We start from the raw sequence: 23,761 nt of genomic DNA, 5'->3' as shown, positions 1-23,761 counted from the left end.
GTTTTTGTCGCGTAAAAACCGGCCGCAGTGGCGGTTTTACAGCGTTTTGCCGGTGTAAAGTTGCCTTTCGTCGTGCTAGCTTAACGCCCACTTTTGTTGCACGTGGGAAAACGCCATTCAGAACATGGAGTTGGCGCCACGTTTCAAGGTCATCATTACGGGCCAGGACGCCTTTTTTCATCAATTTTTGCTTTAGGGGTCAGGACATTTCATGGAATTCGGTCTACGCGAGTGGCTGATCATCATCGGTATTATCGTCATCGCCGGCATCCTCTTCGATGGCTGGCGGCGGATGCGCGGTGGCAAGGGCAAGCTCAAGTTCCGGCTCGACCGCAACCTGTCCAATCTTCCCGATGAAGAAGGCGATCCCGACGTGCTCAGCCCGCCCCGGGTGGTCGAGCGCAACCATGAACCCTCGCTGGACGAAGATGATCTGCCGTCGATGAGCGCCCGTGACGTCAACAGCCGCCGTCGCGGCGAGCCGCGCCAGGGCGACTTGGATCTGACCGCCGATGAGCCTGTGCCGACGCTGCTCAGCCCGGTGGACGACGAAGATGACGCGCGCACCAGCGTCTCCGCCAAGCAGAGCGACAAGGATCTGCCGCCGGTCGAGGAAGTGCTGGTGATCAACGTCATCGCCCGCGACGAGCAAGGCTTCAAGGGCCCGGCGCTGCTGCAAAACATCCTGGAAAGCGGCCTGCGTTTCGGTGAGATGGACATCTTCCATCGCCACGAGAGCATGGCCGGCAACGGCGAGGTGCTGTTCTCCATGGCCAACGCCCTGAAACCTGGCACTTTCGACCTGGACGACATCGAAGGCTTCAGCACCCGTGCGGTAAGTTTCTTCCTCGGCCTGCCAGGCCCGCGCCATCCCAAGCAGGCCTTCGACGTGATGGTCGCGGCGGCGCGCAAGCTGGCCCATGAACTTAATGGTGAGCTCAAGGACGATCAGCGCAGCGTGCTGACCGCGCAAACCATCGAACATTACCGTCAGCGCATCGTCGAATACGAACGCCGCCTGTTGACGCAAAAACGCTGAAAGAAAGCGGCACCGACAAGCCTCAAGCTACAAGCCCAGCGCTTGGCTTGAGGTTTTTCGTTTCTGTGCCCTGGACGTGGCCCGCCGAGAATGACCCGCATGAAAGATTCCGCCCAACGTATCCTCGAACTTCGTAACGAACTGGACGCGCACAACTACCGCTACTACGTGCTCGACGAGCCGAGCGTGCCCGACGCCGAGTACGATCGCCTGTTCCGCGAACTGCAGGCCCTCGAAGCCGAGCACCCGGAACTGGTGACGCCCGATTCGCCGACCCAACGCGTTGGCGGTGAAGCGCTCAGCGCCTTTGGCGAAGTGCGCCACGAAGTGCCCATGCTCAGCCTTGGCAACGCCTTCGAAGAAGACGACCTGCGGGCCTTCGATCGCAGCGTGCAGAGCGGCCTCGGTGTGCAGGGCGGTGATCTGTTCGGCGGCGGTGCCGAAGTCGAGTACAGCTGTGAGCCCAAGCTCGACGGCCTGGCGGTGAGCCTGCTGTACCGTGACGGTAAGCTGGTGCGCGGCGCCACCCGCGGTGACGGCTCCACCGGCGAAGATATCAGCGTCAACGTGCGCACCATCCGCAACGTGCCGCTCAAACTCCAGGGCACCGGCTGGCCGGAGGTGCTGGAAGTGCGCGGCGAGGTGTACATGTCCCGTGCCGGTTTCGAACGCCTGAATGCCGCCCAGGCCGAGATCGGCGGCAAGACCTTCGCCAACCCGCGCAACGCCGCGGCCGGCAGCCTGCGCCAGCTGGACTCGAAGATCACCGCCAGCCGCCCGCTGGAATTCTGCTGCTACGGCCTCGGCCAGCACAGCGCCGAGCCGGCGCCGACCCAGGTCGGCATGCTGCAGCGCCTGAAAACCTGGGGCATTCCCATCAGCCCCGAACTGAAGCTGGCCAAGGGCGTGGAAGACTGCCTGGCCTACTACCGCGACATCGGCGAGCGACGCATGGGGCTGCCCTACGACATCGACGGCGTGGTGTTCAAGGTCAACAACATCGAAGACCAGCAGCAGCTCGGCTTCCGCGCCCGTACGCCGCACTGGGCCATCGCCCACAAGTTTCCCGCCATGGAAGAACTCACCGAGCTGCTCGACGTGGAGTTCCAGGTCGGCCGTACCGGCGCCGTGACGCCGGTGGCACGGCTCAAGCCGGTGAAAGTGGCGGGTGTGACGGTATCCAACGCCACGTTGCACAACATGGACGAGGTGGCGCGCCTCGGGGTGATGATCGGCGACACGGTGATCATCCGCCGCGCCGGTGACGTGATTCCCCAGGTGATGCAGGTGGTCACCGAGCGCCGCCCCGAGAACGCGCGCCCGGTGGCGGTGCCGGAGCAGTGCCCGGTGTGCGGCTCGGCGGTGGAGCGCACCCAACTGATCAAACGCAGCAAGGGCCGCGAAACCGTCAGCGAAGGCGCCGTGTATCGTTGCGTCGGCCGCCTGGCCTGCGCCGCCCAGCTCAAGCAGGCGATCATCCATTTCGTGTCGCGACGCGCCATGGACATCGAGGGTCTCGGCGAGAAGAGCGTCGAGCAGTTGGTGGACGAGGGCCTGGTCGGCTCACCAGCCGACCTTTACACCCTGGAGTTCGAACAGATCGTCGGCCTCGAAGGCTTTGCCGAAGTATCCAGCCGCAAGCTGCTCGACGCCATCGCCGACAGCAAGCGCCCGAGCCTGGCGCGCTTCATCTACGCCCTCGGCATTCCCGATGTCGGTGAAGAGACCGCCAAGGTGCTGGCGCGCTCCCTCGGTTCGCTGGAGCGCGTCACCCAGGCATTGCCGGAAGTGCTGACCTATCTGCCGGACATCGGCCTGGAAGTGGCCCACGAGATCCACAGCTTCTTCGAGGATGCGCACAACCAGACGGTGATCAGACACCTGCTCGAGCGTGGCCTCGAGCTGCAGGACCAGGGCGAGCTGGCTGCCGAATTCGCTGCCAGCACCACGCTCGGCGGGTTGCTCGACAAGTTGAACATTCCGTTCGTGGCGGCCACTGGTGCGAAGAACCTGGCCGAGCGTTTCAAGACGCTGCAGGCGGTGATCACCGCCGACTGGCTCGACCTCAGCGCCATGAAGGGCCTCAACGAAAAAGCCAAGCAGTCGGTGCGCGAGTTCTTCGCCAAGGCCGAGAACGCCGATCGCGCGCGGGCCATCGAGGCGCAACTTCGTGATTTCGGCATGCACTGGGAGAGCGAGAAGAAGGTCGTCGAAGGCCTGCCGCTGGCCGGCCAGACCTGGGTGCTGACCGGCAGCCTGGAAGTGATGAGCCGCGATGTCGCCAAGGACAAGCTGGAAAGCCTGGGTGCCAAGGTGGCCGGCTCGGTATCGGCGAAAACCACCTGCGTGGTCGCCGGCCCCGGCGCTGGCTCGAAACTGGCCAAGGCCGCCGAGCTGAACATTCCGGTGCTTGATGAGCAGACGTTTATCGCCAAGCTGGGCGATTACGGGATCGCTGCCGAATGACGGTTTAACGCCTCCAGAAACCGCGGCCTCGCGCCGAGGTCGACGCTCTTACGCAGGCGGTGGGTCGCCTGCGATTATTGTAGGAGCCGCGACCCGCGGCGAATTGGATGTACGACGCCGGTTCCGCAGCAAGGCCGCCATCGGTTCGCGCCGAGGCCGACGCTCCTACACGGATGGCGGGCCGCGTTGGTCTGAACCGTCATGTATGGCTGACTGATTCCGTTTTAACCGCCCGCCAACATCATCCAGAACGACGTGCCGACCCCGACGATGCTTTCGCCGGCCACCAGCCCAGCCGCGGCGGCGATGGTGAAACGCTCGCCGAGGCTGCGCCAGCGTGACTGAAATACCCAGGCGAGCAGGGCGCCGATCGCCATCATCAGCGAGATCGACGCCGGGATGATGAACGCCAGGCCAAAGGCCGCCGAGCTCGGCAGCAGCCGGGCGAAGGTCGACTGCACCGGCAGGCTCGCCTCCAGTACGCCAAACACCACGCCGCACAGGGCGCCGGCCAGCATGGCCCAGCGAATGCTCACGTCGAGAGAATCGAGGCCATAACCCAGCACTTCGGCGACCGCCTTCCAGGTGGCGACGGCGGGCGCCGGCCATTGTTGGGTGATCAGCATGCTTTGTGGGTCGGGGATCAGGATCTGGTAGACCAGCACGCCGACGATGCTGCCGACCAGAATGCCCAGGCACTGGGCGATCAACTGGTTGTAGGGCTTGGCGCCGATGGCGTGGCCGACCCGGAAGTCGTTGAGCAGGTCGGTGCACTGGCCGGCGGCGCCGCCGGCGGTATTGGCGGCCATCAGGTTGACGCTGACCTGCCCCGGTGCGATCACCCCGAACGTCAATTGCGACAGCTGCCCGGTGGCGCCAATTGGCGGAATGCCGGTCGCCCCGACCACCCGCGCGGCCATGCAGGCGAGCGCCACCGCCAGCGGCACGCTGAGCAGCGCCATCAGCGGGTCGATGTCGAACAGCAGCACCTGCAGCGTCAGCACCAGCAAGGACGCCAGAACCAACATCAGCAGCGGCAATTTGGCAGGGCTCTGCCGGGGCGTATCGCCAGCGGCGCGGGCGATACGCCGGCTCACCACGAAGCGCACCGCCAGCGCGGTCAGGGTGGCGCAGACCAGCAGGGTCACGCCGGGCCATAGCAGCCACTCTACCAGCGGAGCGAACTGCGGGCCGCTGGCATCATCGGCGAGCGCGACCAGGCCACTGCTCATCAACCACGGAGCTAGGCCGCCCCAGGCGATCAAGGCACCAAGCAGCAACGACAGGCCTACTCGGATGCCGATGATGCCGCCAAAGCCGATCAGCAGCGGCGACGGGTCGAGGTTGAAGGTCAGCCGTTCCAGTTGCGCACTGGGCGACCAGCGCGGCAGGTTGTATAGGAAGGTATCTGCCCATTTCACCAGCCCGCCGAGCAGCGCCGCGGCGCCGAGCACGCAGAGACGTTGCAGCGCATCGCGGCCATGGTTGTAGACCTGCTGCATGGTTTCCAGGGTGGCGACCGCCTCGGGAAAGCGCAGGCGGGTGTCCTCGACCATGCTGCGACGCAGGTACCAGGCCACCCAGATACCCAGAAAGCTCACCGAGAACACCCAGGCCACCAATGGCAGCGTCGGCAGCTGTTGCCCGGTCAGCAGGGTGTAAGCTGGTATGGGCGCCACCAGGCCGCCGGAGATGATCGAAGCGGCCGCCGAGGCGGTGGTCTGATTGATGTTGCTTTCGCGCATGCTCCAGGCGGTGTCCAGACGCCAGCGCACCAGGCTTTGCCAGATGCCGTAGCTGACCAGCAGGGCGATGATCGACATGTTGAACGACCAGCCGATTTTCAGCCCGGAATAAATGTTGGACGGCGTCAGCAGGGCGCCGAGCAATACACCGGAAAACAGGGCGCGGAAGGTGAGTTCGCGATCGGCGAGCATGGCGAGCCTGCATCTGACGAGTGTCGTCGTTTGAGGCGTCAGGCTGGCTGGGGTTCAGTCTTAAAGGAGGGCGTTCTTTGCGGGGAAGAGCAGCGGGACGCCTTGTGACGCCCCGCTGATGGATCAGTTGACCGCGTCGGTCAGTGCCTTGGCCGGTACGAACTTCACGACCTTCTTGGCAGCGATTTCGATGGCTTTGCCAGTCTGCGGGTTGCGACCGGTGCGCGCCGGGCGCTCGCTTACCTTCAGTTTGCCGATGCCCGGCAGGGTGATTTCACCACCATTTTCCAACGCATCGCTGACGATCTCGCTCAGCTGATCGAGTGCCGCGCGGACGGTGGTCTTCGGCGTGTCGATAGCTTCTGCGATGTCACCGATCAGTTGGTCTTTGGTAATGGCCATGTGATTGCTCCTTGGGGATGAAAAGTCTGGCGCTGGATACGCCGCTACTCATAGTTGATCGATCAGAGCTGCACTGCCCGATCGGTCAGGCTTCATTGTGACCTACCTGCTGCCGGTTAATTCCGCCGTACTGCTGAAATCCGTGCGCTTGCGAGCGTTTCTCGTGTTTTTCCAAGGGTGTTAAGTTCGCGTAAAGATACTGGCGGTTTGCCTTTCTGTTCCTTTAAATGGGGCTATTCTCCTGAAAACAGTCGCCAGAGCCATTCCGGTTCTGCTGGGGGAAGCCATGTTGCGCTTATTCGCCAATCTTGGGTTTCGTTCGAAGATTGCCCTGCCGATCATCTTCCTCGCACTGTTGCTGGTGCTGATGGGCAGCCTGGCTATGTGGGGCATCAGCCAGGTGGTTGGCGCCAGCAATCGACTCACTCATCAATTTCTGCCAGGCGTGAGTCTGCTTCTCAACGCCGACCGCGACCTCTATCAGGCGCTAGTCGCCGAGCGCAGCCTGCTCAGCGATGGTGCTCGAGAACATGTAGCGGATCTGCGCCAGTCCCAGGCAGAAAACGTCCAGCAGGCCGCTGACCGCGTCCGCGCCTATGGGCAGATGGCGCCGGGCGACGAGGCCATGCGCCTGGTTGGCGACTTCGAACGTGCATTCGCGACCTGGCAGCGCAGTGCCGCTCAGGTCATGCAACTGATCAACACGGATCCGGCCGCCGCCGCCCGCTTGAGCTTCGGCGACAGCGAGGCGCAATTCGATGCCATGCGCGAGGTGATCAACAAGCTTGGCGAGTTGGAGGATCAGGCTGCCAAGGATGTCGGTACAGCGGCTATTGCCCACGGCGAACGCCTTGGCTGGCAGCTCGGTGTGGCAGTGGGCAGCGGGTTGCTGGTCTGCTTGCTGCTGGTCATCGCCTTCCCCACGCTGGTCACGCGGCCGCTACACCGCTTGCTCGACCGCATTGACCAACTGGCCGATGGCGATGGCGACCTACGCGTACGCCTTGAAGTATCGTCACGCGACGAGCTCGGCCGCCTCAGTGCCAGCTTCAATCGTTTCCTCGACAAGCTGCACCCGATGATCAGCGATGTAGGTCGGGTCACCGGCGAGGTCGCCAGTGCAGCGAAAGGCCTGGCGGTGATGGCCGCCACCAATGACCGGCTGATCAACAGCGAGCACGCGGCGGTCGATCAGGTCAGTACCGCAGCCACTGAAATGAGTGCAGCGGTGCACGAGGTCGCGCGTAGTGCCCAGGGCGCAGCCGATAGCGTACGTCACGCCGAAACCCAGTCCCGTGAAGGCGCGCGGGTGGTCGGGGCGACCATTCAGACCATTCGTCATCTGGCTGGTGAAGTGGAGAGTGCTTCGCAGAGCATTCAGGCGCTGGAGCAGGAAGCCGGTCGCATTGGTGAGGTATTGGCGGTGATCCGCGGCATTGCCGAGCAGACCAATCTATTGGCCCTCAACGCCGCAATCGAGGCCGCGCGAGCGGGCGAACAGGGGCGCGGCTTCGCTGTGGTGGCCGACGAGGTGCGGGCTCTGGCAGCGCGCACCCAACAGTCGACAACCGACATTCAGGACATGATCCAGCGCCTGCAAGGCGGTGTGCAGAATGCCGTCAAAGCCACCCACTCGGGCAGTTTGAAGGCCCGGGAAAGTGTCGAGCAGGCAGCGGGTGTGGATCAGGCGCTAAGCGATACCAGTGATTCGCTGCAACGCATCAACGATATGACGGCCCAGATCGCCACCGCCTGTGAGCAGCAAAGCAGCGTCACCGAGGAGATCGCCCGTAATATCACCGATATTCGTGAGCTCTCCAACGAGGCAGCGAACACCTCGCAGCAGAGCACCGAAGCCAGTCAGCGCCTGTCCGAGCTGTCCGGGGACCTGGCGCGACTGGTCGGCCGCTTCCGCGTCTGAGGCCGCACATATACGCTAAGTGCTTGAAGCAGTTGTAAGTTCGGCACAAGCCGGTACAATGGCGCCGGCTCACTGCATGGTGAGCCGCGTTATGGTGGTCCTGCCGGTCCCCCCGCAACGATTACCCGTGAACCTGGTCAGATCCGGAAGGAAGCAGCCACAGCGGGAACATTGTGTGCCGGGGTGTGGCTGGCAGGATCGCCTCCATCTCCAGGCCCGTTCGGGTCACTCGATTTTCGAAATACAGCTTCGGCGCTCGGTACCTACCGCAGCGGCATTTTCTGCTGTCCGTCGTTTTTGTTCCGGCGAGCGCTCTTTCCCGTTGGCCATGAAAAAGCCCGTCGCAGGGACGGGCAAAGGGTGACACTGGAGAGGGTGCGCTGGCTTATAGGATCGACAGCGGGTAGTTGAAGATCAGGCGGTTCTCGTCGAACTCGTTGTTGCTGAAGTCGCGGCGGATGCTCGCGTTACGCCAGCGCACGCTCAGGTTCTTGAAGGCGCCGTCCTGGATCACGTAGGCCAGCTCGGTCTCACGGCCCCATTCCTTGCCATCGTCGGTTGCAGCGGTATGCACATTGCTGCCGCTGATGTAGCGGTTCATCAGGGTCAGGCCCGGGATACCGACACCGGCGAAGTTGAAGTCATGCCGTACCTGCCAGGATTTTTCCTTGGCATTGTCGTAGGACGAGTTGTAGCTGTCGTTAGCCAGGGTGCCGCCACTGGTGCCGTTGACGCGCATCCAGCCGGTGTCGCCGGTAACCTTCTGCAGGCCGACGTAGAAGGTGTTGCTGCCGTACCTGGCGGAGAACAGGCCCGAGTAGGTCTTGTTGTCCAGTTTGCCGGCGCGCGCGGAGCCGTCGTCTTCACCCTGGAAATAGCCGAGGTTCGCGCCGAGGGTCCAGTCTCCGATGGGCTGGCTGTGGGTCAGTTGCAGGTACTGCTGCTCGTAGACGTCCTTCAGTTCGGCGCCCCACAGGCCGATCATGGTGCGTTCGCCGTTGAACTTGTACTCGCCGCCGACGAAGTTGAAACGGTTGGAGTCATTGGCTGCGCTGTTGCCGTTCAGGAACATGTTTTCCATGCTGGCGTTGTTGCGTTCGCTGTTCTGGCGGAACTGGCCGCCGTACAGCGTCAGGCCGGCGATTTCGTTGGAGGTGACCTGCGCACCTTCGAACGTTTGCGGGAGCGAGCGGCCATCGTCGGCACGCAGGATCGGCAGCACCGGCATCCATTCGCCGACCTTCAGTTCGGTTTTGGAAATTTTCGCCTTGGCAGCCAGCGCCAGACGACCGTAATCGTCAGCCGGGCGGCCGTCGTCATGACGGGGTAGCAGGCCAGTGCCGTAGGTGCCGCGACCACCATCGAGCTTGAGCGAAAGCATGCCCAGCGCATCGACCCCGAAGCCGACCACGCCCGGCGTGTAACCGGAGCGGGCATCGAGAATGAAGCTCTGGGTCCATTCCTCGGCCTTGCTCTGTGGCGCCGCCGCGCTCGGGCCCTCGGGATTGGTGAAGTTGCGGTTGATGTAGAAGTTGCGCAGGTTCAGCGACACCTTGGCGTCGTCGACGAAGCCTTCGGCGTGGGCAGCCATCGGTAGGGCGAGGGACACGCTCAATGCCAGCAGCGACGGGGCTAGCAACAGGCGGTTACGGCCAGCAGTTGCGATCAGGTTCATGACTGTTTTCCTTTATTTCAGGACGCAGATGTCCTGCCGCCTATGCGGAAATTGTTAGTGGTCATCGATTGAAGGAAGCCCTGGCAAGGGCCTCCGAGCTTACAAGGGCTGGGCAGCTTGCCTGCCCAGCCGGGTATTAGGGCTTCGCGATGCCGACACTGTCCGGCGAGATCTCGATGGCCTTGGCCTTGTACATCGACCAGGCGGTGACCGACTGCCAGCGCTTGAGGAATTGCACGGCTTCGGCGCCATTGAGGTTCAGGCTCTGGGCGCCGTAGTTCTTCAGGAAGCCCTGGAACTCTTCATTGGCCACGGCCTTGGAGTAGGCCTCGACCAGCTTCTGCTTGATGTCGTCCGGGGTGTCCTTGTGCACGAACGCGCCCCAGAACGGGCCCCATGGCAGGTATTCGCCGATGTCCGGCAGGGCCTTGGTGATCGGTTCGACGCCCGGCAGCTCCGGCACTTCCTCGGCGGCCAGCACGGCCAGGGCCTTGAGCTTGCCGGAGCGCACCAGTTCCTGGGCGGCTGCCAGGCTCAGTGGCATGAAGTCGATGTGCTTGCCCATCAGCGCGGTGATACCCGGGCCGTCGCCGCCGAAGGTCACTTCACGCACCTTCAGCTCGCCTACGGCGTTTACCATGGCGTGGACGGTGCTCGGCAGGCCGCCAGCGCCGGTGGAGCCCATGCGCAAGGTGTCCGGCTTTTCCTTGGCGGCGGCCAACAGCTCGGCCATGGAGTTGAATGGGCTGTCGGCATTGGTCGCGATCACCACGACGTTCTGGCCGATGATGTTGACCGGATAAAAATCGCTGTAGTCGAACTTAGCCAGGCCGAGTACCGGGTAAAGCTGGGGGTTCTCCGCGCCCAGCAGGAGGGTGTAGCCGTTGGGTTGCTGCTGCATCACATAGCTGCTGCCAATTACCGCAGTGCCTCCCGGGCGATTGTTGAGAATCAGCTTGGTGCCCAGCTCTTTCTCCACATAAGGCGTCAGGCTGCGCATCACGTTATCGGTGGCGCCACCGGCGCCCCAGGGGATGACTGCCTGAATGTTGCGCTCCGGGTAGTCGGCATGGGCGGGCAGGGCGAGCGCAAGAGTACTGAGGGAAAATGCGACGCCGGTAAGTAGTTGCTTGAGCATGTTGGAGACTCTCCATTGGTTGTTTTTATATATCCGTTTCCGGGCATGCGTGACGCGGTTGTATCAGGGTTGAGTCGGGGATCCTTTGAACTTGCCCTTAAGCCAGCCGAACAGCGGCGTATTACTCAGCAGAACCAGCAGCAAAGCGGTGCTGAGAATCAGTGATACCGGGCTGTTGATCAGCTCAAGCAACAACTCCTGAGGATTGTCGCCCACCGAGGCCATGGCTTGGCGGTAGGAGGTGTCCATCAGTGGGCCGAGAATCACGCCCAGGATGATCGGCCCCATCTGGAAGCCGAAGGCCTTGAGGAAGTAGCCCAGCACGCCGAAGCCGAGCATCCAGTACACCTCGGTCATGCTGCTGTTGAGCGAGTAGGCACCGACGGTGCAGAGCACCAGAATCAGCGGAATCAGCATGGCCTTGGGCAGCTCTACGACCTTGGCGAACAGCTTGATGCCCATCAGCCCGAAGATCAGCAGGAAGATATTGGCCAGCGCCAGGTTGCCGACGGTGAACCAGAAGATGTGCGGGTTCTCGACCATTAGCATCGGGCCGGGGTTGAGGCCATGGATTACCAGCGCGCCAATGATTACCGCTGTTACGGCGTCACCGGGCATGCCCAAGGTCAGCATTGGCACATAGGCGCTGCCCACTGCTGCACTATTGGCCGTTTCCGGGGCGACCAGGCCCTCGTAGGCACCTTCGCCGAAGGGCCGGCTTGGGTTCTTCACGGTGCGTTTGGCGTGGTCGTAGGCCATCAGTGCGGCGATGTCGCCCCCCACGCCGGGCAGTGCGCCGATCACTACGCCGATGGCTGACGTGCGCAGCGACAGCGGCAGGAATTTGAGCACCATCGCCAGCGGAGGAACGATCTTGCTGACGTTCTGCCGTACCGCGGCGCTGCCGAGGTTGTGCAACTGGTAAAGAGCTTCCGCCACGCCGAACAGACCTATCATCACCACTACGTAGTGGATGCCGCCCATCAGCTCCATCTGGCCCATGGTGAAGCGGCCCTGGGCCGTTACCGGGTCCATGCCGATCAGGCCGATGATCGCCCCCAGCGCTGCGGCGAAGATACCTTTGGCAAGGCTTCCTTCGGCCAGGCTGCCCACCAGCATCAGGCCGATGGCGGCGATCAGGAAGTAGTCGCGCGGTGCGAACTTCAGCGCCAGGTCGCCCAGCACGGGCGCGGCGCAGGCCAGCACCACGGTGCCGGCGATACCGCCAATCACCGACATCACGGTGCTCAGGCCAATCGCCCGGCCCGCCTCACCACGCTTGGCCAGTGGATAACCGTCAAAGGAAGTGGCCACGGAGGAGGGCGAGCCGGGAATGTTGAGCAAAATTGCGCTTCGCGAACCGCCGTATACACCACCGATGAAGATACCGACGATCAGCGCCAGGGCGTCGTTGACGTCCCAGGAGAAGGTGAACGAGACGAGGATGGACACCGCCATGGTCACCGACAGGCCGGGAATGGCGCCGATATAAATGCCTGCGAAGGTACCCAGCGCCGTCAACATCAGCAGGTTGGGGTCCATCCAGGCCATCAGCAGGTAGGAAAAGGTATCGCTCATGGAAAATCTCGTCTCAGGGCAGGTAGACGCTGAACGCCATTGTGAACAGCAGATAGATGGCTACTAGCGAGATGCCGCTGGCCAGCAGGGCCGACAGCACCTTGCCGCGTCGCAGGTAGACGATGGCCAGCATCAGGAACACGAAGGTGCTGATGTAGAAACTGGCCCACTGGATTGCTGCCAGGTACGCCACCGAGAGCAGGGTGAACACTACGATGTGCAGGGGAAAGTGCGCCTGGCTGAAAGCTTTCGCCGCCGCAGCCCAGCCTTGCCCGGCGGTCGGCCTGCCGCGCAGTTCCCAGAGCACCCGCAAAGCGGAGATCAGCAGAACGGTCCCGACGCCCAGGGGAAAGGCGCCAGGCGAGCTGACCGAGGAGAAGCCGGCAATCAGATAGGCCTGATACAGAACGAAGAGGCTGAAGATCACCAGCAGAATGCAGAAGCTGCGTTCACCCACCGGCACTTTTTTCGATGTACTCATGATTCACTCCCGAAGCAGTCCATGCTGCCCACGTTGGCAAACAGCTCAGGTGCGCGCGCCGGGTTGGCTATTCACTGCATGCGTCAGGCGCGGGTTGTGCAGCATGAGCATGTCGAGAGCAGCTGGCGCGAATGACGAAGCGTCGTCGCTTGGCGCAGAGGCCAGGGAGCGGAGGGCGCTCAGGCAGATTTGCCGGGCGCGGGTGAACACAGTGTCGAGCTGTGGCATGTGTGTGACCTTTTTATATTTATAGGTGTGGCACTTTTGGCGAGCGGTTCCGACTGAGCAGTTCGTCTCGCGCAAGTGTTGAAATACTGTTCGCTGACTAGGGCTATTTCAATTCACTGGAACGGTTCCTGTTCGATAACCGAACAAGAACGAACTGGTTAGTACAAACAGCCGGCCGGGATTATCGCGCTCTATACGGGACCCACCAACACACAACAAGCGCATGGCGCAGCGTAATGGTTTCAGAATGTGGCTGTTCCTCTGGCGTAGCGTGTCTTTAGAATCACGGCAAATTCTTGGAGGACGAGAGCATGGCTGGCAGCCAGATAGAACGGGCACTGAATCTTCTGGAGAGCCTGGCGGGTTCCGGCGATGTGCCGATGCAGACGCTGGCCGAGCAGCTGCAGATTCCCAAAAGCGCCACGCATCGCATGCTCGCCGAGCTGGTGCGCCTGGGTTACGTGCGCCAGGACGCCGATACCAGCCGCTATCGGCTCTCGACCAAGCTGGTCGCCCTGGGTTTTCGCTACCTGTCGGCCAGCGGCGCCGACATCGTGCAGCCGATTCTCGATCGCCTGGCCCGGCAAAGTGGCGAACTGGTGCGCCTGGGGGTGATCGAAGGCGAACGGCAGACCTGGATCGCCAAATCCCAGGGCGCGCGCTCCGGCCTACGTTATGACCCCGACATGGGTCGTGACGCGCCGCTGCGCTATACCGCCTCCGGCCATGCCTGGCTGGCCAACCTGGCGGACGCCGACGCATTGGCGCTGGTGGCGCGCCAGCACATTCCCGACGACAGCGAGTTCGGCCCCAACGCGCCCCATGACGATGAGGCGTTGCTCGCTTATCTGCAGCGTGCCCGCGAGCGCGGCTATGCGACCGTGGTGGAAACTTCCTCACTGGGTACCTGCGCGCTGGCTGCGGTGGTCAGCCACCCGCAGCGAGGTGGCGTGATTGGCGTGCTAAGCATCGCCGGCCCCAGCGCGCGCATGCCCGATGAGCGCATGGAACAGCTTGCGCCCTTGCTGCTGGAAGCGGCTGCCGAGCTGTCGTCAGCGAGCCAGGCATCGGACCTGTTCGTGTGAGTGGCCGATAACGTTCGATTAACGGCCGGGCGCTCCATCCGGTGTTGATTAAATATGGAACTGAGTTCTAGATTGTTGTCGAGCGCCCTGCGCCTATAACAATCAGAAAAGGACTCATGTCTTGAACCCTTTGCGAATCGCCCTGATCGGCGCCGGCATCATGGGCCGGCAACACCTCAGTTATCTGCGCGAGCTGCCGCACGCCACTCTTTGCGCGATCGTCGACCCCACCGAGCAGGCCCGACAGCTGGCCGCCGAACACGGGGTACCGTGTTTCGATGAGCTGCAGGGCCTGCTCGACAGACGCCTGGCCCAGGCGGTGATCATCGCCAATCCCAATGCGGCCCATGTGCCCACTGCGTTGCGCTGTATCGAGGCCGGCCTGCCGGCGCTGCTCGAAAAGCCGGTTGGTGTCAGCCTGCAGGAAGTGCGCGAGCTGGTGGCTGCCGTGCAGCGCAGCGGGGTGCCGGTGCTCGTGGGTCACCACCGCCGCCACAATCCGCTGATCGGCAAGGCACGAGAGTTGATGCTGCAGGGCGTCCTGGGACAACTCACCACGGTGACGGCGCTCTGGCAACTGCAGAAGCCGGACAGTTACTACGACGTTCCATGGCGGCGCGAGCCCGGAGCAGGGATGCTGCTGACCAACCTGATCCATGATCTGGATCTGCTGCGCTACCTGTGTGGCGAGGTGGACCAGGTTCAGGCCCTCACCAGCAACGCCGTGCGCGGCTTCGCCAACGAGGACGGCGCGGCGATTATCATGCGCTTCGCCAATGGCGCGCTGGGTAGCCTGACCGGCTCAGACGCGGCGGCGGCTCCCTGGAGCTGGGAGCTCAGCGCCGGGGAAAACCCGGTGTATCCACGGCAGCCCGATCAGCCGTGCTACCTGCTGGCCGGCACCGCAGGTTCGCTGAGCATCCCGCAGCTGCGTTACTGGTCGTACGCTTCGCCAGGCGCTGGCTGGCACGAGCCCTTGCAGAGCGCGGAGCAATCGTACGAGGCTGCTCCCGCATTGCTGTTGCAGCTCAGGCACTTCATCGAGGTTGCGCGGGGTGAAGCACTGCCGCTGGTCAGTGCAGCCGATGCCGGGCGCACCCTGGCGCTGTATGACGCCATCTGCCGCGCCGCCGAGCAGGGCTGCGCCACCGTACCCGAATCCGTCTGAGCCAACGTCCATTCATGGGCCTCGGCCCGGAGAGAGATCGATGCACACCCACGAACGCCTGATGTCCCTGGCCAGCCTGACCGTCCTCGAGCTCGCGCCCCCGCAGATGGTCGAGGTGGCTGCCCGAACGGGCTACAGTCATGTCGGCCTGCGCCTGATTCCCGCCACCGAGGAGGAACACCACTTCGCGCTGGTGGCCGACGCGGATCTGCGCCGGCAGACGCTCAGGCGGCTGCGCGACACCGGCATCGGCGTACTCGACATCGAGATCCTGCGACTCAAACCCCATACACGCTGCAGCGATTTCGAGACGGTGCTGGAGGTTGGCGCCGAGTTCGGTGCGCGTGAGGTGCTGGTCGCCGGCAACGACCCGGATGAAGCGCGGCTGACCGACAATTTCGGCGAATTGTGCGACCGCGCCAGGGCGTACGGTTTGCGGCCCCATCTGGAGTTCATGCCCTGGACCAACGTTACCGATCTCGCACAGGCAGTGCGTATCGTGCGCCAGGCCGGCCGCGACAACGGCGGCGTGCTGGTCGACGCCTTTCATTTCAATCGCTCGGGGTCGCGCCTCGACGAGTTGCAGCAGGTGGAACCATCATGGCTGGGTTATGCCCAACTGTGCGACGTGGCCGGGCCGCGGCCGCACGACATGGCGGAGATTCTGCGCCAGGCGCGTAACGAGCGGCGCTTTCCCGGTGACGGTGATTGTGACTTGTCGGGGCTGTTGCGCTGTCTACCGGCCAATGTTCCGTTGAGTCTGGAAATCCCCACCCGGCAGGTGGAGGATCCGACGCAGCGGGCGCAGATGGCCATCGACAAGGCTCTGGCGCTGTTGAAACGTCTCGACCTGTCGGCATAGCCCATACTGAAATCCGCAATGGCGGCAGACCGCACATATAGTTAGTTTGCTACCGATAATGACGTCTGGATCACGAGAATTCCCATGAGTACCCCGAGTTCGCTGTCAGGCGTCAATCATCCCTTGAAGGGCATCGCCCTGGTGGTGCTGGCGACCTTTCTGTTCGCCAGCCACGACGCGCTGTCCAAGTACCTTTCCGGCATCTATCCGGTGATCATGGTGGTGTGGGCGCGCTATGTGGTGCACACGCTGCTGATGGCCGGCATCTTCCTGCCGCAGTCGGGGTTGCGCGTGCTGCGCAGCAAACGGCCGGGGTTGCAGGCGCTGCGGGCGATCTGCCTGCTGGGCTGCAGCCTGTTCTTCACCACCGGTCTTTTGTACATCCCGCTGGCCGAGGCTACGGCGGTCAACTTCCTGGCGCCGCTGCTGGTTACCGCGCTGTCGGTGCCGCTGCTCAAGGAGCGTGTCAGCCGGGGGCAATGGGCGGCGGTGCTGGTGGGCTTCGTGGGCGTACTGATCATCGTGCATCCTGGCGGCGACCTGTTCACCCCGGCCGTACTGCTGCCGCTCTGTTCGGCCAGCTGCTTCGCGGCTTACCAGATACTCACGCGCATGCTCAGCCAGTACGACACGCCGACCACCAGCAACTTCTTCACCGGCCTGCTCAATACGTTGCTGATGAGCTGCCTGGTGCCTTTCTTCTGGCAACTGCCGCAGTGGCAACACTTGCCGCTGATGCTGGCCCTCGGTGCGTGCGGCATGTTCGCTCACCTGCTGCTGACCAAGGCCTTCCGCCACGCCGCGCCGGCGCTGCTGGCGCCGTTCGGTTATTGCCAGATCGTCTTCGCAGGCCTGCTGGGGCTGATCATCTTCGGTCACGACCCCGAGGCGAGTGCCAAGGTGGGTATCGCCATTATCTGTCTCAGCGGGCTGGCAGCCGCCTATCAGCAACGCAGAAAGCGCTGAAATTTTAGCCCCCGGAAATACAAGAAGGCCCGTTGCAGGCCGTGTGAAAACTACTGCGCTCGGTCAGGCGGCGTTAAAAACCGGCTCAAAATGCTCATTTACAGCTCGTAAACTGCGCTTTTTCGCCGGTTTTTGCCTTCCCTGACCTTCGCTCGCTACGTTTTCACACGGCCTGGTTAAGGGCCTTCTCTTTTTACGTCTGCTTGGTTAGTGGCTGGCTTCGTTCACGCTGTTCTGGCGAGCGGCGTCGTACTCGGCCTTGTCCATCGGCTTGGCGCCGGGTTTGCCCAGTTCGCTCATCGGAACGCGGTAGGTTTCCGGCGCGATGAAGGCGGCTAGGGCGCACAGGCAGGTGATGCCGAATGCCAGGCCGCCGATCAGCCATGGGATGTTGTCCGAGCCGGGCGGTGCGACCAGGGCGAACAAAGCAGGCAGCATGGCGGTAAGCATGGTGCCGATGTTCTGGGCGATGGCCATGGCCGACACGCGGTAGCGGGTCTGGAACAGCTCAGGGTAGAAGCTCGGGAACACCGCGTTGTAACCCTGGTAGACCACGCCCCACATCAGCAGCGACATGATGAACGCCAGCGGCACGTTGCTGATGCTGATCGCATACAGATAACCGAACGCCAGCAGGCCAGAGCCCAGCGCGCCGGTGATCATGGTCGGGCGGCGGCCGATCTTGTCGGAGAGGTTGCCCACGAAGGGAATCACCAGCACCGCGACTATGTTGCCCACCACCGGAATCCACAGGTAGACGCTCTTGTCGAAGCCGATTCCGTAGGCCGGTTGCACGGCATAGGCGCCACCGAAGATGGTTGCCACCACCGGAATCACGTTCATCAGCGCCATGACCATGACCAGAACCATGGTGCGCCAACTGGTGCTGAATGCTTCGGAAATCGGCGACTTGGCGATCTTCTGCTTGTTCTCTTCGTTGACGAAGGCCGGCGTTTCGTGAACCTCGCGACGAATGATGAAACCCGCCAGCAGCACGAAGGCGCTGAGCAGGAACGGGATCCGCCAGCCCCAATCGTTGAACGCCTCGCTCGGCATGAAGTAGGCGAGCGGCAGGAACACCGCAGCGGCGAGCACCTGGCCGGCCTGCACGCCCTGCAGTGTGAAGCTGGCGTAGAAGCCTCGTCGTCCGAATGGCGCATGCTCGAGAATCATCGAACTGGCGCCGGAGATCTCGCCGGCTACTGCGAAGCCCTGGATCAGGCGCAGAACGACCAGCATGGCCGGAGCCAGCAGACCGATGTCGTGGTAGGTAGGCAGCAGGCCGACGGCCATGGTGGAAATGCCCATCAGGAACATGCACAGCAGCAACACGTTCTTGCGCCCGCGGGTGTCGCCCCAATGGCCGAGCACGAATGCACCTACCGGGCGCGCCAGGTAACCAACGCCGTAGGTTGCCAGCGAGGCGACGATGGCCATCTTCGGATCGGTGTTGGGAAAGAAGATCTGCGGGAAGATCAGTGCTGCGGCCTGGGCGTAGATGAAGAAATCGTAGTACTCCAGCGCTGAACCGACCCAGCCGCTGGCAGTGGCTTTCTTGGCTTGTGAACTTGAGGGCTTAGCCATCATGGTCTCCGTTGTTATTAGAGCGCCGAGCGAAGCGGCAACTGGGTGCGGCTTGGCCACGGCGTGTGGGGACCGGCCTTGTGGATGGCACCGGTCGACCCGCTTTCAGGATTATCGAGCGGAGTGTCGCGAGTCAGGGTTTGACGTGCGCAGACGCAGTTGGCCGGGTGGGTGCCAAAAAGCGTGCGAATGGTATGCGGGTATGCAGAGGCTGGGAAGTGAGCATGGGCGTACTCTTATTGAAATTGTTATGGATGGAGCCGGGTCGTTTGCTGGTCGCGGCGGAAAGGTTTCCGTCACTGCAGTGAGAAACATGGTGTTGCAAACCATGAAATAGCGTCAATTCGATAAACGGCCTAGTGTTCGATAATCGCACTAAATACTAACTGGTTCGTACACTTTGAATTGCCGCCTCGCGCGGGCGCACGAATAATCGCTGCAGGCCTCAAGAAATGGCATCAGGGGATTGAACGGCCTGGCGATTACCAGGCTCGAACGCCTTGTCGGCTACGCTTCTGGTGCCTGGCCCAGGTCATCACACGATCCGCAGAGATCGTTATCTACAAGGAGCTGAAGTATGCATCGCTCGATCGCCACCGTCTCGCTGAGCGGCACCCTGCCCGAGAAACTCGAAGCCATCGCCGCTGCAGGCTTCGACGGCGTAGAAATCTTCGAGAACGACCTGTTGTACTACGCGGGCAGCCCGCGGGACGTGCGCAAGATGTGCGCCGATCTGGGCATCGCCATCACCCTGTTTCAGCCCTTCCGTGATTTCGAAGGCTGCCGCCGCGACCGGCTGCAACGCAACCTGGACCGCGCCGAACGCAAGTTCGACCTGATGCAGGAGCTCGGCACCGACCTGGTGCTGGTATGCAGCAACGTGGCTGCCGACTCGCTCGGCGATGAAGAGATTCTCGTCGACGACCTGCGACTGCTGGGCGAGCGCGCCGGCGCACGGGGCCTGCGTATCGGTTACGAGGCACTGGCCTGGGGCCGACACGTCAATACTTACCAGCAGGTCTGGAATCTGGTTCGTCAGGCTGATCATCCTGCGGTCGGGGTGATCCTCGACAGCTTCCACACCTTGTCGCTCAAGGGGGATCCGGCAGCCATCGCCGAGATTCCCGGCGACAAGATCTTTTTCGTGCAGATGGCCGATGCGCCGATTCTGGCCATGGATGTGCTGGAATGGAGCCGCCATTTCCGCTGCTTCCCTGGCCAGGGTGAATTCGATCTGCCGGGCTTTTTGGCCCCGATCATCCGCACCGGCTACACGGGCCCGCTGTCGCTGGAAATCTTCAACGATGGCTTCCGCGCCGCGCCGCCACGTGCCAATGCGGTCGACGGTCTGCGCTCGCTTCTGTACCTGGAAGAAAAGACCCGGCAGCTGCTGGCGGCCGATGCCCAGGCACCGAACCTCGATCTGTTGTTCGATACCCCGCCAGCCAGCCGCTATCACGGCGTCGAGTTCCTCGAGTTCGCCGTCGACGAGGCCGCCGGCGCCAAACTGTCCGGCTGGTTGCAGCGCCTGGGTTTCGCCAAGGCAGGTGAGCACCGCTCCAAGGATGTCAGCCTGTTGCGTCAGGGCGACATCAACATCGTGCTCAATGCCGAACCCTATTCGTTCGCCCATGGTTTCTTCGAGGCCCACGGCCCGTCGCTGTGCGCCACCGCACTGAAGGTCAAGGACGGCACGACGGCGCTGCAGCGCGCCCTTGATTACCGTGGTCACCCGTATCGTGGCCTGGTCGGGCCGAACGAGCGCGAGATTCCGGCGATGCGCGCGCCTGATGGCAGCCTCATCTACCTGGTCGACCAGGCCGAAGCAGGGCAGACCATCTACGACAGCGACTTCAAACTGGATCCCGCTGCGCTGCCGACCGGCAGCCTGCAACGTATCGACCACATGGCGCTGGCGCTACCGGCAGACAGCCTCGACAGCTGGGTGCTGTTCTACAAGAGCCTGCTGGACTTCGGGGCCGACGACGAAGTGGTGCTGCCCGATCCCTATGGCCTGGTGAAAAGTCGGGCGCTACGCAGCCGCTGCAGTTCGGTGCGCCTGCCGCTGAACATTTCGGAGAACCGCAACACAGCCATCGCCCATGCGCTGTCCAGCTACCGGGGTTCCGGCGTGCACCACATCGCGTTCTCCTGCGAGGACATCTTCAAGGAAGTCGAGCGAGCCAAGGAGGCGGGCGTGCCGCTTTTGGACATCCCGCTCAACTACTATGACGATCTCGCCGCGCGCTTCGATTTCGACGACGAGTTCCTCAGCGAGCTGGCCTATTACAACGTGCTCTACGACCGCGATGCCCAGGGCGGTGAGCTGTTCCACGTGTACACCGAGGCGTTCGAGGAGCGCTTCTTCTTCGAGATCATTCAGCGCAAGAATGGCTACGTCGGCTACGGTGCCGCCAATGTCGCGGTGCGTCTGGCGGCCATGGCCAAGGCACGCAGTGGTGTGACGCGGCAGGCGAAGCTGTAAGCTGTACTCAGGCGGATGCGTGCCATAGGTCGCATCCGCTTTTCGTTTGCAGTGATAACAAGAACGCCATGATGAGTGATTCCATGACCGCTACCCTCGAGCCTGCGAGCCACGAGCAGGCCGCCGCGCCGCGCAAGCCACGCAAGAACAATCCGGAGAAAACCCGGGAGAATATCCTGCAGGCCGCCATCACCGAATTCGTCCGCCAGGGGCTCTCGGGGGCCCGGGTCGATGCCATCGCCGAGCGCACGGCAACGTCCAAGCGCATGATCTATTACTACTTCGGCAGCAAGGAGCAGCTTTATCTCGAAGTGCTCTCGAAGTTGTACGGTGATATCCGCAGTACCGAGCGCCGTCTGCACCTCGACGAGCTGCCAGCACCCGACGCCATTCGCCGCCTGGTGGAGTTCACCTTCGACCACCATGATCGCAACTCGGATTTCGTGCGCATCGTCAGCATCGAGAACATTCACTACGGCGAGTACGTCAAGCAGTCCCCGGAAATCCGCCGGATGAGCAACGTGGTGCTGCTGACGCTGGGCGAAACCCTCAAGCGCGGGGAGAAGGAAGGGCTGTTTCGCGAGGGGCTCGATACCCTGGACGTACACATGCTGATCAGTTCGTTCTGCTTCTACCGCGTCTCGAACCGGCATACCTTCGGAGAGATCTTCCAGATCGACCTGCCGGACGAACAGGTCAAGCAGCGCCACAAGACGATGATCTGCGAAGCGGTACTGCGCTATATCACGCGTTGAGCGTGTCATCGCCTGAACGTATCACTCACCGAGCTTAGGCCGACTCATCGCTGAGTCGGCCCGGTGGTATCAACCGTTCATGCTATGGAAGTGAGCGAGCATCCGCTGTGCATCGGCCTGGGCATCGCTGAACAGTTCGAATGCCTTCACGGCCTGGAAGACTGCCATGTTGCCGCCGTCCAGGGTTCGGCAGCCGATGGCACGCGCTTCGCGCAGCAGTTCGGTTTCCAGTGGGAAGTAGACGATCTCCGCGACCCATAATTCTTTGCGCAGCAGCGCCTTGGGTACCGGCATGCCGGGCAGTTTGGCCATGCCCATCGGTGTGGTGTTGACCAGACCATCGGCGGCGGCCATCGCCGAGCTCAGGTCGCCGCCGGCCTGGGCACGTGGCGAGCCGAAGTGCTCGTTGAGGTTGCTTGCCAGGGCCTGGGCGCGTTCGGGCTCGACGTCGAAGATGCTCAGCTGTTCGACGCCCTCACTCAACAAGGCATGAGCGACCGCGGCGCCGGCGCCTCCAGCGCCCATCTGCACCACACGCCGGCGGGCGACGTCACCCAGGCCGCGTTTGAATCCTTCGGAAAAACCGAGGCAGTCGGTGTTGTGACCGATGCGTTTGCCATCCTTGAACACGACCGTGTTGACCGCGCCGATGCCCCTGGCTTCGTCGGAGAGTTCATCGAGTAGCGGAATGATCGCCTGTTTGCAGGGAAAGGTGATGTTGAGCCCGGTAAAGTTCATGCGCTCGGCGGCGCTGAGCAGATCGGGGAGGGCGCTGATGTCGAGCTTCAGCTGATCCAGGTCGATCAGCCTATATAGGTAGCGAATCCCCTGGGCATCGCCTTCATGCTCGTGCATGGCAGGGGTACGGGACGCCTGGATGCCGGCACCGATGAGGCCGGCGAGAATGCTTTTACTGGAAGTCATGACGGCCCTATTCCTTGACCAGATGGCTGAAATGCTGGAGTGCAGCGCGATAGCCGCCGCTGCCCAAGCCACAGATCACACCAAGCGCGACAGGGGAAACGAAGGAGTGATGGCGGAAGGTCTCCCGCTTGTGAACGTTGGAGAGGTGCACTTCTATGACCGGTAGCTCGCAGGCAACCAGCGCATCACGAATGGCGACGGACGTATGCGTCCAGGCCGCCGGATTGATCACGATGCCAGCGCAGCGACCGCGGGCCTTGTGAATCCAGTCGATCAGCTCGGCTTCGTGGTTGGTCTGGCGGAATTCGGTGGTCAGGCCGAGGGCTTCAGCGGTGTTTGCGCAAAGCCTGGAAATATCGGCCAAGGTTTCGTGGCCGTAGGTGGCCGGCTCACGGGTGCCGAGCATATTCAGGTTCGGGCCGTTGAGGATCAGAATGATGGGAGCCATGGTGCTTCCTGTTGTTATTGCGGAATCAGCCTGGGGTGGCTCAGGTAAAATGTACTAACTGGTTAATTAGGTCAATCCAGCTATCTATATAAGTAGGCCAAAGCGTTCGATTATCGCGCTACAGCCGATTCCGCAAGAAAGTGAAATAAACGGTTGACCTGATTTTGTGGAGGCCTATAATGCGCACCACTTCCGGCGCAGCCTGATCTGAAAACTCCTTGTAGATCAACGAGTTAGACGAAAATAAAGGTTGCACGGACGGCGAATTCGAGTAGAATTCGCCGGCATCGACAGGGCGGTTTGAGTGGTTCTGTTGGTGGTTCGGTCAGGTTGATCGAGGGCGGTAAAAGAGGGTGTTGACAGCGGTTTGTAACGCTGTAGAATGCGCCTCCCGCTGGAGAGAAGATGATCTGGCCGGGCGCTGCAAGGTGTTGAGAAGAAAGAAAAAATTCTTCAAAAACAACTTGACAGCAAATGAGGGTGCTGTAAGATGCGCGCCTCGGTTGAGACGAAAGCCTCAGCCAAACGTTCTTTAACAACTGAATCAAGCAATTCGTGTGGGTGCTTGTGAGTTAAGACTGACTGATCGCAAGATTATCAGCATCACAAGTAACACTCG

19 protein-coding genes, 1 other RNA gene and 1 pseudogene are annotated in these 23,761 nt (G+C 62.3%); 11 read left to right on the top strand and 10 right to left on the bottom strand.

The features are described 5' to 3' along the window. Positions 1 to 211: 211 nt before the first annotated feature. Together zipA and ligA are read left to right on the top strand one after the other, a co-directional pair. A complete protein-coding gene (gene zipA, locus PVA39_RS23020) occupies positions 212 to 1,039 on the top strand; it encodes a cell division protein ZipA (protein ID WP_147177935.1) in 828 nt (275 codons plus the stop codon). A 99-nt stretch (positions 1,040 to 1,138) separates the two neighbouring features. Next, on the top strand, positions 1,139 to 3,505 hold the full coding sequence (ligA, locus tag PVA39_RS23015; RefSeq protein WP_274126051.1) for an NAD-dependent DNA ligase LigA: 2,367 nt from the start codon (positions 1,139 to 1,141) through the stop codon (positions 3,503 to 3,505). Positions 3,506 to 3,729: 224 nt separating this feature from the next. Here the strand turns inward: ligA and PVA39_RS23010 are convergent, their stop codons facing one another. Together PVA39_RS23010 and PVA39_RS23005 are read right to left on the bottom strand one after the other, a co-directional pair. Continuing rightward, a complete protein-coding gene (locus tag PVA39_RS23010) occupies positions 3,730 to 5,442 on the bottom strand; it encodes an OPT family oligopeptide transporter (protein ID WP_274126050.1) in 1,713 nt (570 codons plus the stop codon). A gap of 123 nt (positions 5,443 to 5,565) precedes the next feature. Further along, on the bottom strand, positions 5,566 to 5,844 hold the full coding sequence (locus PVA39_RS23005) for an HU family DNA-binding protein (RefSeq protein ID WP_013791713.1): 279 nt from the start codon (positions 5,842 to 5,844) through the stop codon (positions 5,566 to 5,568). 286 nt (positions 5,845 to 6,130) lie between these two features. On the opposite strand from PVA39_RS23005, the pseudogene PVA39_RS23630 reads away from it, so the two are divergent. The 3 genes and pseudogenes from PVA39_RS23630 to ffs all read left to right on the top strand — a co-directional run. Next, positions 6,131 to 6,907: pseudogene (locus PVA39_RS23630) on the top strand (MCP four helix bundle domain-containing protein); the annotation flags it as partial. 15 nt (positions 6,908 to 6,922) lie between these two features. Next, the gene (locus tag PVA39_RS23625; RefSeq protein ID WP_443201007.1) at positions 6,923 to 7,765 is read left to right on the top strand and encodes a methyl-accepting chemotaxis protein; all 843 of its coding nucleotides are present in this window, start codon (positions 6,923 to 6,925) and stop codon (positions 7,763 to 7,765) included. 101 nt (positions 7,766 to 7,866) lie between these two features. After that, positions 7,867 to 7,963: signal recognition particle sRNA small type (gene ffs / locus PVA39_RS22995), an RNA gene on the top strand. A gap of 187 nt (positions 7,964 to 8,150) precedes the next feature. On the opposite strand, the gene PVA39_RS22990 is transcribed toward ffs, so the two are convergent. From PVA39_RS22990 to PVA39_RS22970, 5 genes are all read right to left on the bottom strand, one after another. Further along, entirely contained in the window at positions 8,151 to 9,356 is a 1,206-nt protein-coding gene (locus PVA39_RS22990; RefSeq protein ID WP_274126055.1) for an OprD family porin, read from the bottom strand. Positions 9,357 to 9,576: 220 nt separating this feature from the next. Then, positions 9,577 to 10,578 carry a tripartite tricarboxylate transporter substrate binding protein gene (locus PVA39_RS22985; RefSeq protein ID WP_274126048.1) on the bottom strand — a complete coding sequence of 334 codons (1,002 nt, stop codon included), beginning with the start codon at positions 10,576 to 10,578 and terminating at the stop codon, positions 9,577 to 9,579. A 63-nt stretch (positions 10,579 to 10,641) separates the two neighbouring features. After that, positions 10,642 to 12,156, bottom strand: a complete 1,515-nt coding sequence (locus tag PVA39_RS22980) for a tripartite tricarboxylate transporter permease (protein WP_274126047.1) — start codon at positions 12,154 to 12,156, stop codon at positions 10,642 to 10,644. A 13-nt stretch (positions 12,157 to 12,169) separates the two neighbouring features. Next, positions 12,170 to 12,637, bottom strand: coding sequence for a tripartite tricarboxylate transporter TctB family protein (locus tag PVA39_RS22975; protein ID WP_274126046.1), 468 nt, complete (start codon positions 12,635 to 12,637; stop codon positions 12,170 to 12,172). Positions 12,638 to 12,682: 45 nt separating this feature from the next. Continuing rightward, positions 12,683 to 12,865 (bottom strand): hypothetical protein, encoded by a 183-nt coding sequence (locus PVA39_RS22970; RefSeq protein ID WP_274126045.1) that lies wholly within the window; start codon positions 12,863 to 12,865, stop codon positions 12,683 to 12,685. 311 nt (positions 12,866 to 13,176) lie between these two features. On the opposite strand from PVA39_RS22970, the gene PVA39_RS22965 reads away from it, so the two are divergent. The 4 genes from PVA39_RS22965 (at position 13,177) to PVA39_RS22950 (ending at position 16,946) form a co-directional block, all read left to right on the top strand. After that, complete coding sequence (locus PVA39_RS22965) at positions 13,177 to 13,950, top strand: IclR family transcriptional regulator (protein WP_274126044.1); 774 nt, start codon at positions 13,177 to 13,179, stop codon at positions 13,948 to 13,950. A gap of 121 nt (positions 13,951 to 14,071) precedes the next feature. Beyond that, positions 14,072 to 15,118 (top strand): Gfo/Idh/MocA family protein, encoded by a 1,047-nt coding sequence (locus tag PVA39_RS22960; RefSeq protein ID WP_274126043.1) that lies wholly within the window; start codon positions 14,072 to 14,074, stop codon positions 15,116 to 15,118. 40 nt (positions 15,119 to 15,158) lie between these two features. Beyond that, positions 15,159 to 15,980, top strand: coding sequence for a sugar phosphate isomerase/epimerase family protein (locus PVA39_RS22955; protein WP_274126042.1), 822 nt, complete (start codon positions 15,159 to 15,161; stop codon positions 15,978 to 15,980). Positions 15,981 to 16,064: 84 nt separating this feature from the next. Continuing rightward, complete coding sequence (locus PVA39_RS22950) at positions 16,065 to 16,946, top strand: DMT family transporter (protein WP_274126041.1); 882 nt, start codon at positions 16,065 to 16,067, stop codon at positions 16,944 to 16,946. 207 nt (positions 16,947 to 17,153) lie between these two features. Here the strand turns inward: PVA39_RS22950 and PVA39_RS22945 are convergent, their stop codons facing one another. Then, positions 17,154 to 18,530, bottom strand: a complete 1,377-nt coding sequence (locus tag PVA39_RS22945) for an MFS transporter (RefSeq protein ID WP_274126040.1) — start codon at positions 18,528 to 18,530, stop codon at positions 17,154 to 17,156. A 577-nt stretch (positions 18,531 to 19,107) separates the two neighbouring features. On the opposite strand from PVA39_RS22945, the gene quiC reads away from it, so the two are divergent. After that, positions 19,108 to 21,015: a 3-dehydroshikimate dehydratase QuiC gene (quiC, locus tag PVA39_RS22940; protein ID WP_274126039.1), complete on the top strand. Its 1,908-nt coding sequence runs from the start codon at positions 19,108 to 19,110 to the stop codon at positions 21,013 to 21,015. Positions 21,016 to 21,098: 83 nt separating this feature from the next. Beyond that, complete coding sequence (locus PVA39_RS22935) at positions 21,099 to 21,770, top strand: TetR/AcrR family transcriptional regulator (RefSeq protein ID WP_075935017.1); 672 nt, start codon at positions 21,099 to 21,101, stop codon at positions 21,768 to 21,770. 69 nt (positions 21,771 to 21,839) lie between these two features. Here the strand turns inward: PVA39_RS22935 and PVA39_RS22930 are convergent, their stop codons facing one another. Together PVA39_RS22930 and aroQ are read right to left on the bottom strand one after the other, a co-directional pair. Next, positions 21,840 to 22,694, bottom strand: a complete 855-nt coding sequence (locus tag PVA39_RS22930; RefSeq protein ID WP_274126038.1) for a shikimate dehydrogenase — start codon at positions 22,692 to 22,694, stop codon at positions 21,840 to 21,842. Positions 22,695 to 22,701: 7 nt separating this feature from the next. Next, positions 22,702 to 23,142 (bottom strand): type II 3-dehydroquinate dehydratase, encoded by a 441-nt coding sequence (gene aroQ, locus PVA39_RS22925; protein WP_274126037.1) that lies wholly within the window; start codon positions 23,140 to 23,142, stop codon positions 22,702 to 22,704. Between the last annotated feature and the right edge of the window lie 619 nt (positions 23,143 to 23,761).

Source organism: Pseudomonas sp. CNPSo 3701, assembly GCF_028674975.1.
Classification (GTDB): Bacteria; Pseudomonadota; Gammaproteobacteria; order Pseudomonadales; family Pseudomonadaceae; genus Aquipseudomonas; species Aquipseudomonas straminea.
Note: the sequence above shows the minus strand (reverse complement) of the source record. Positions and strands in the feature narration are given on the sequence as shown.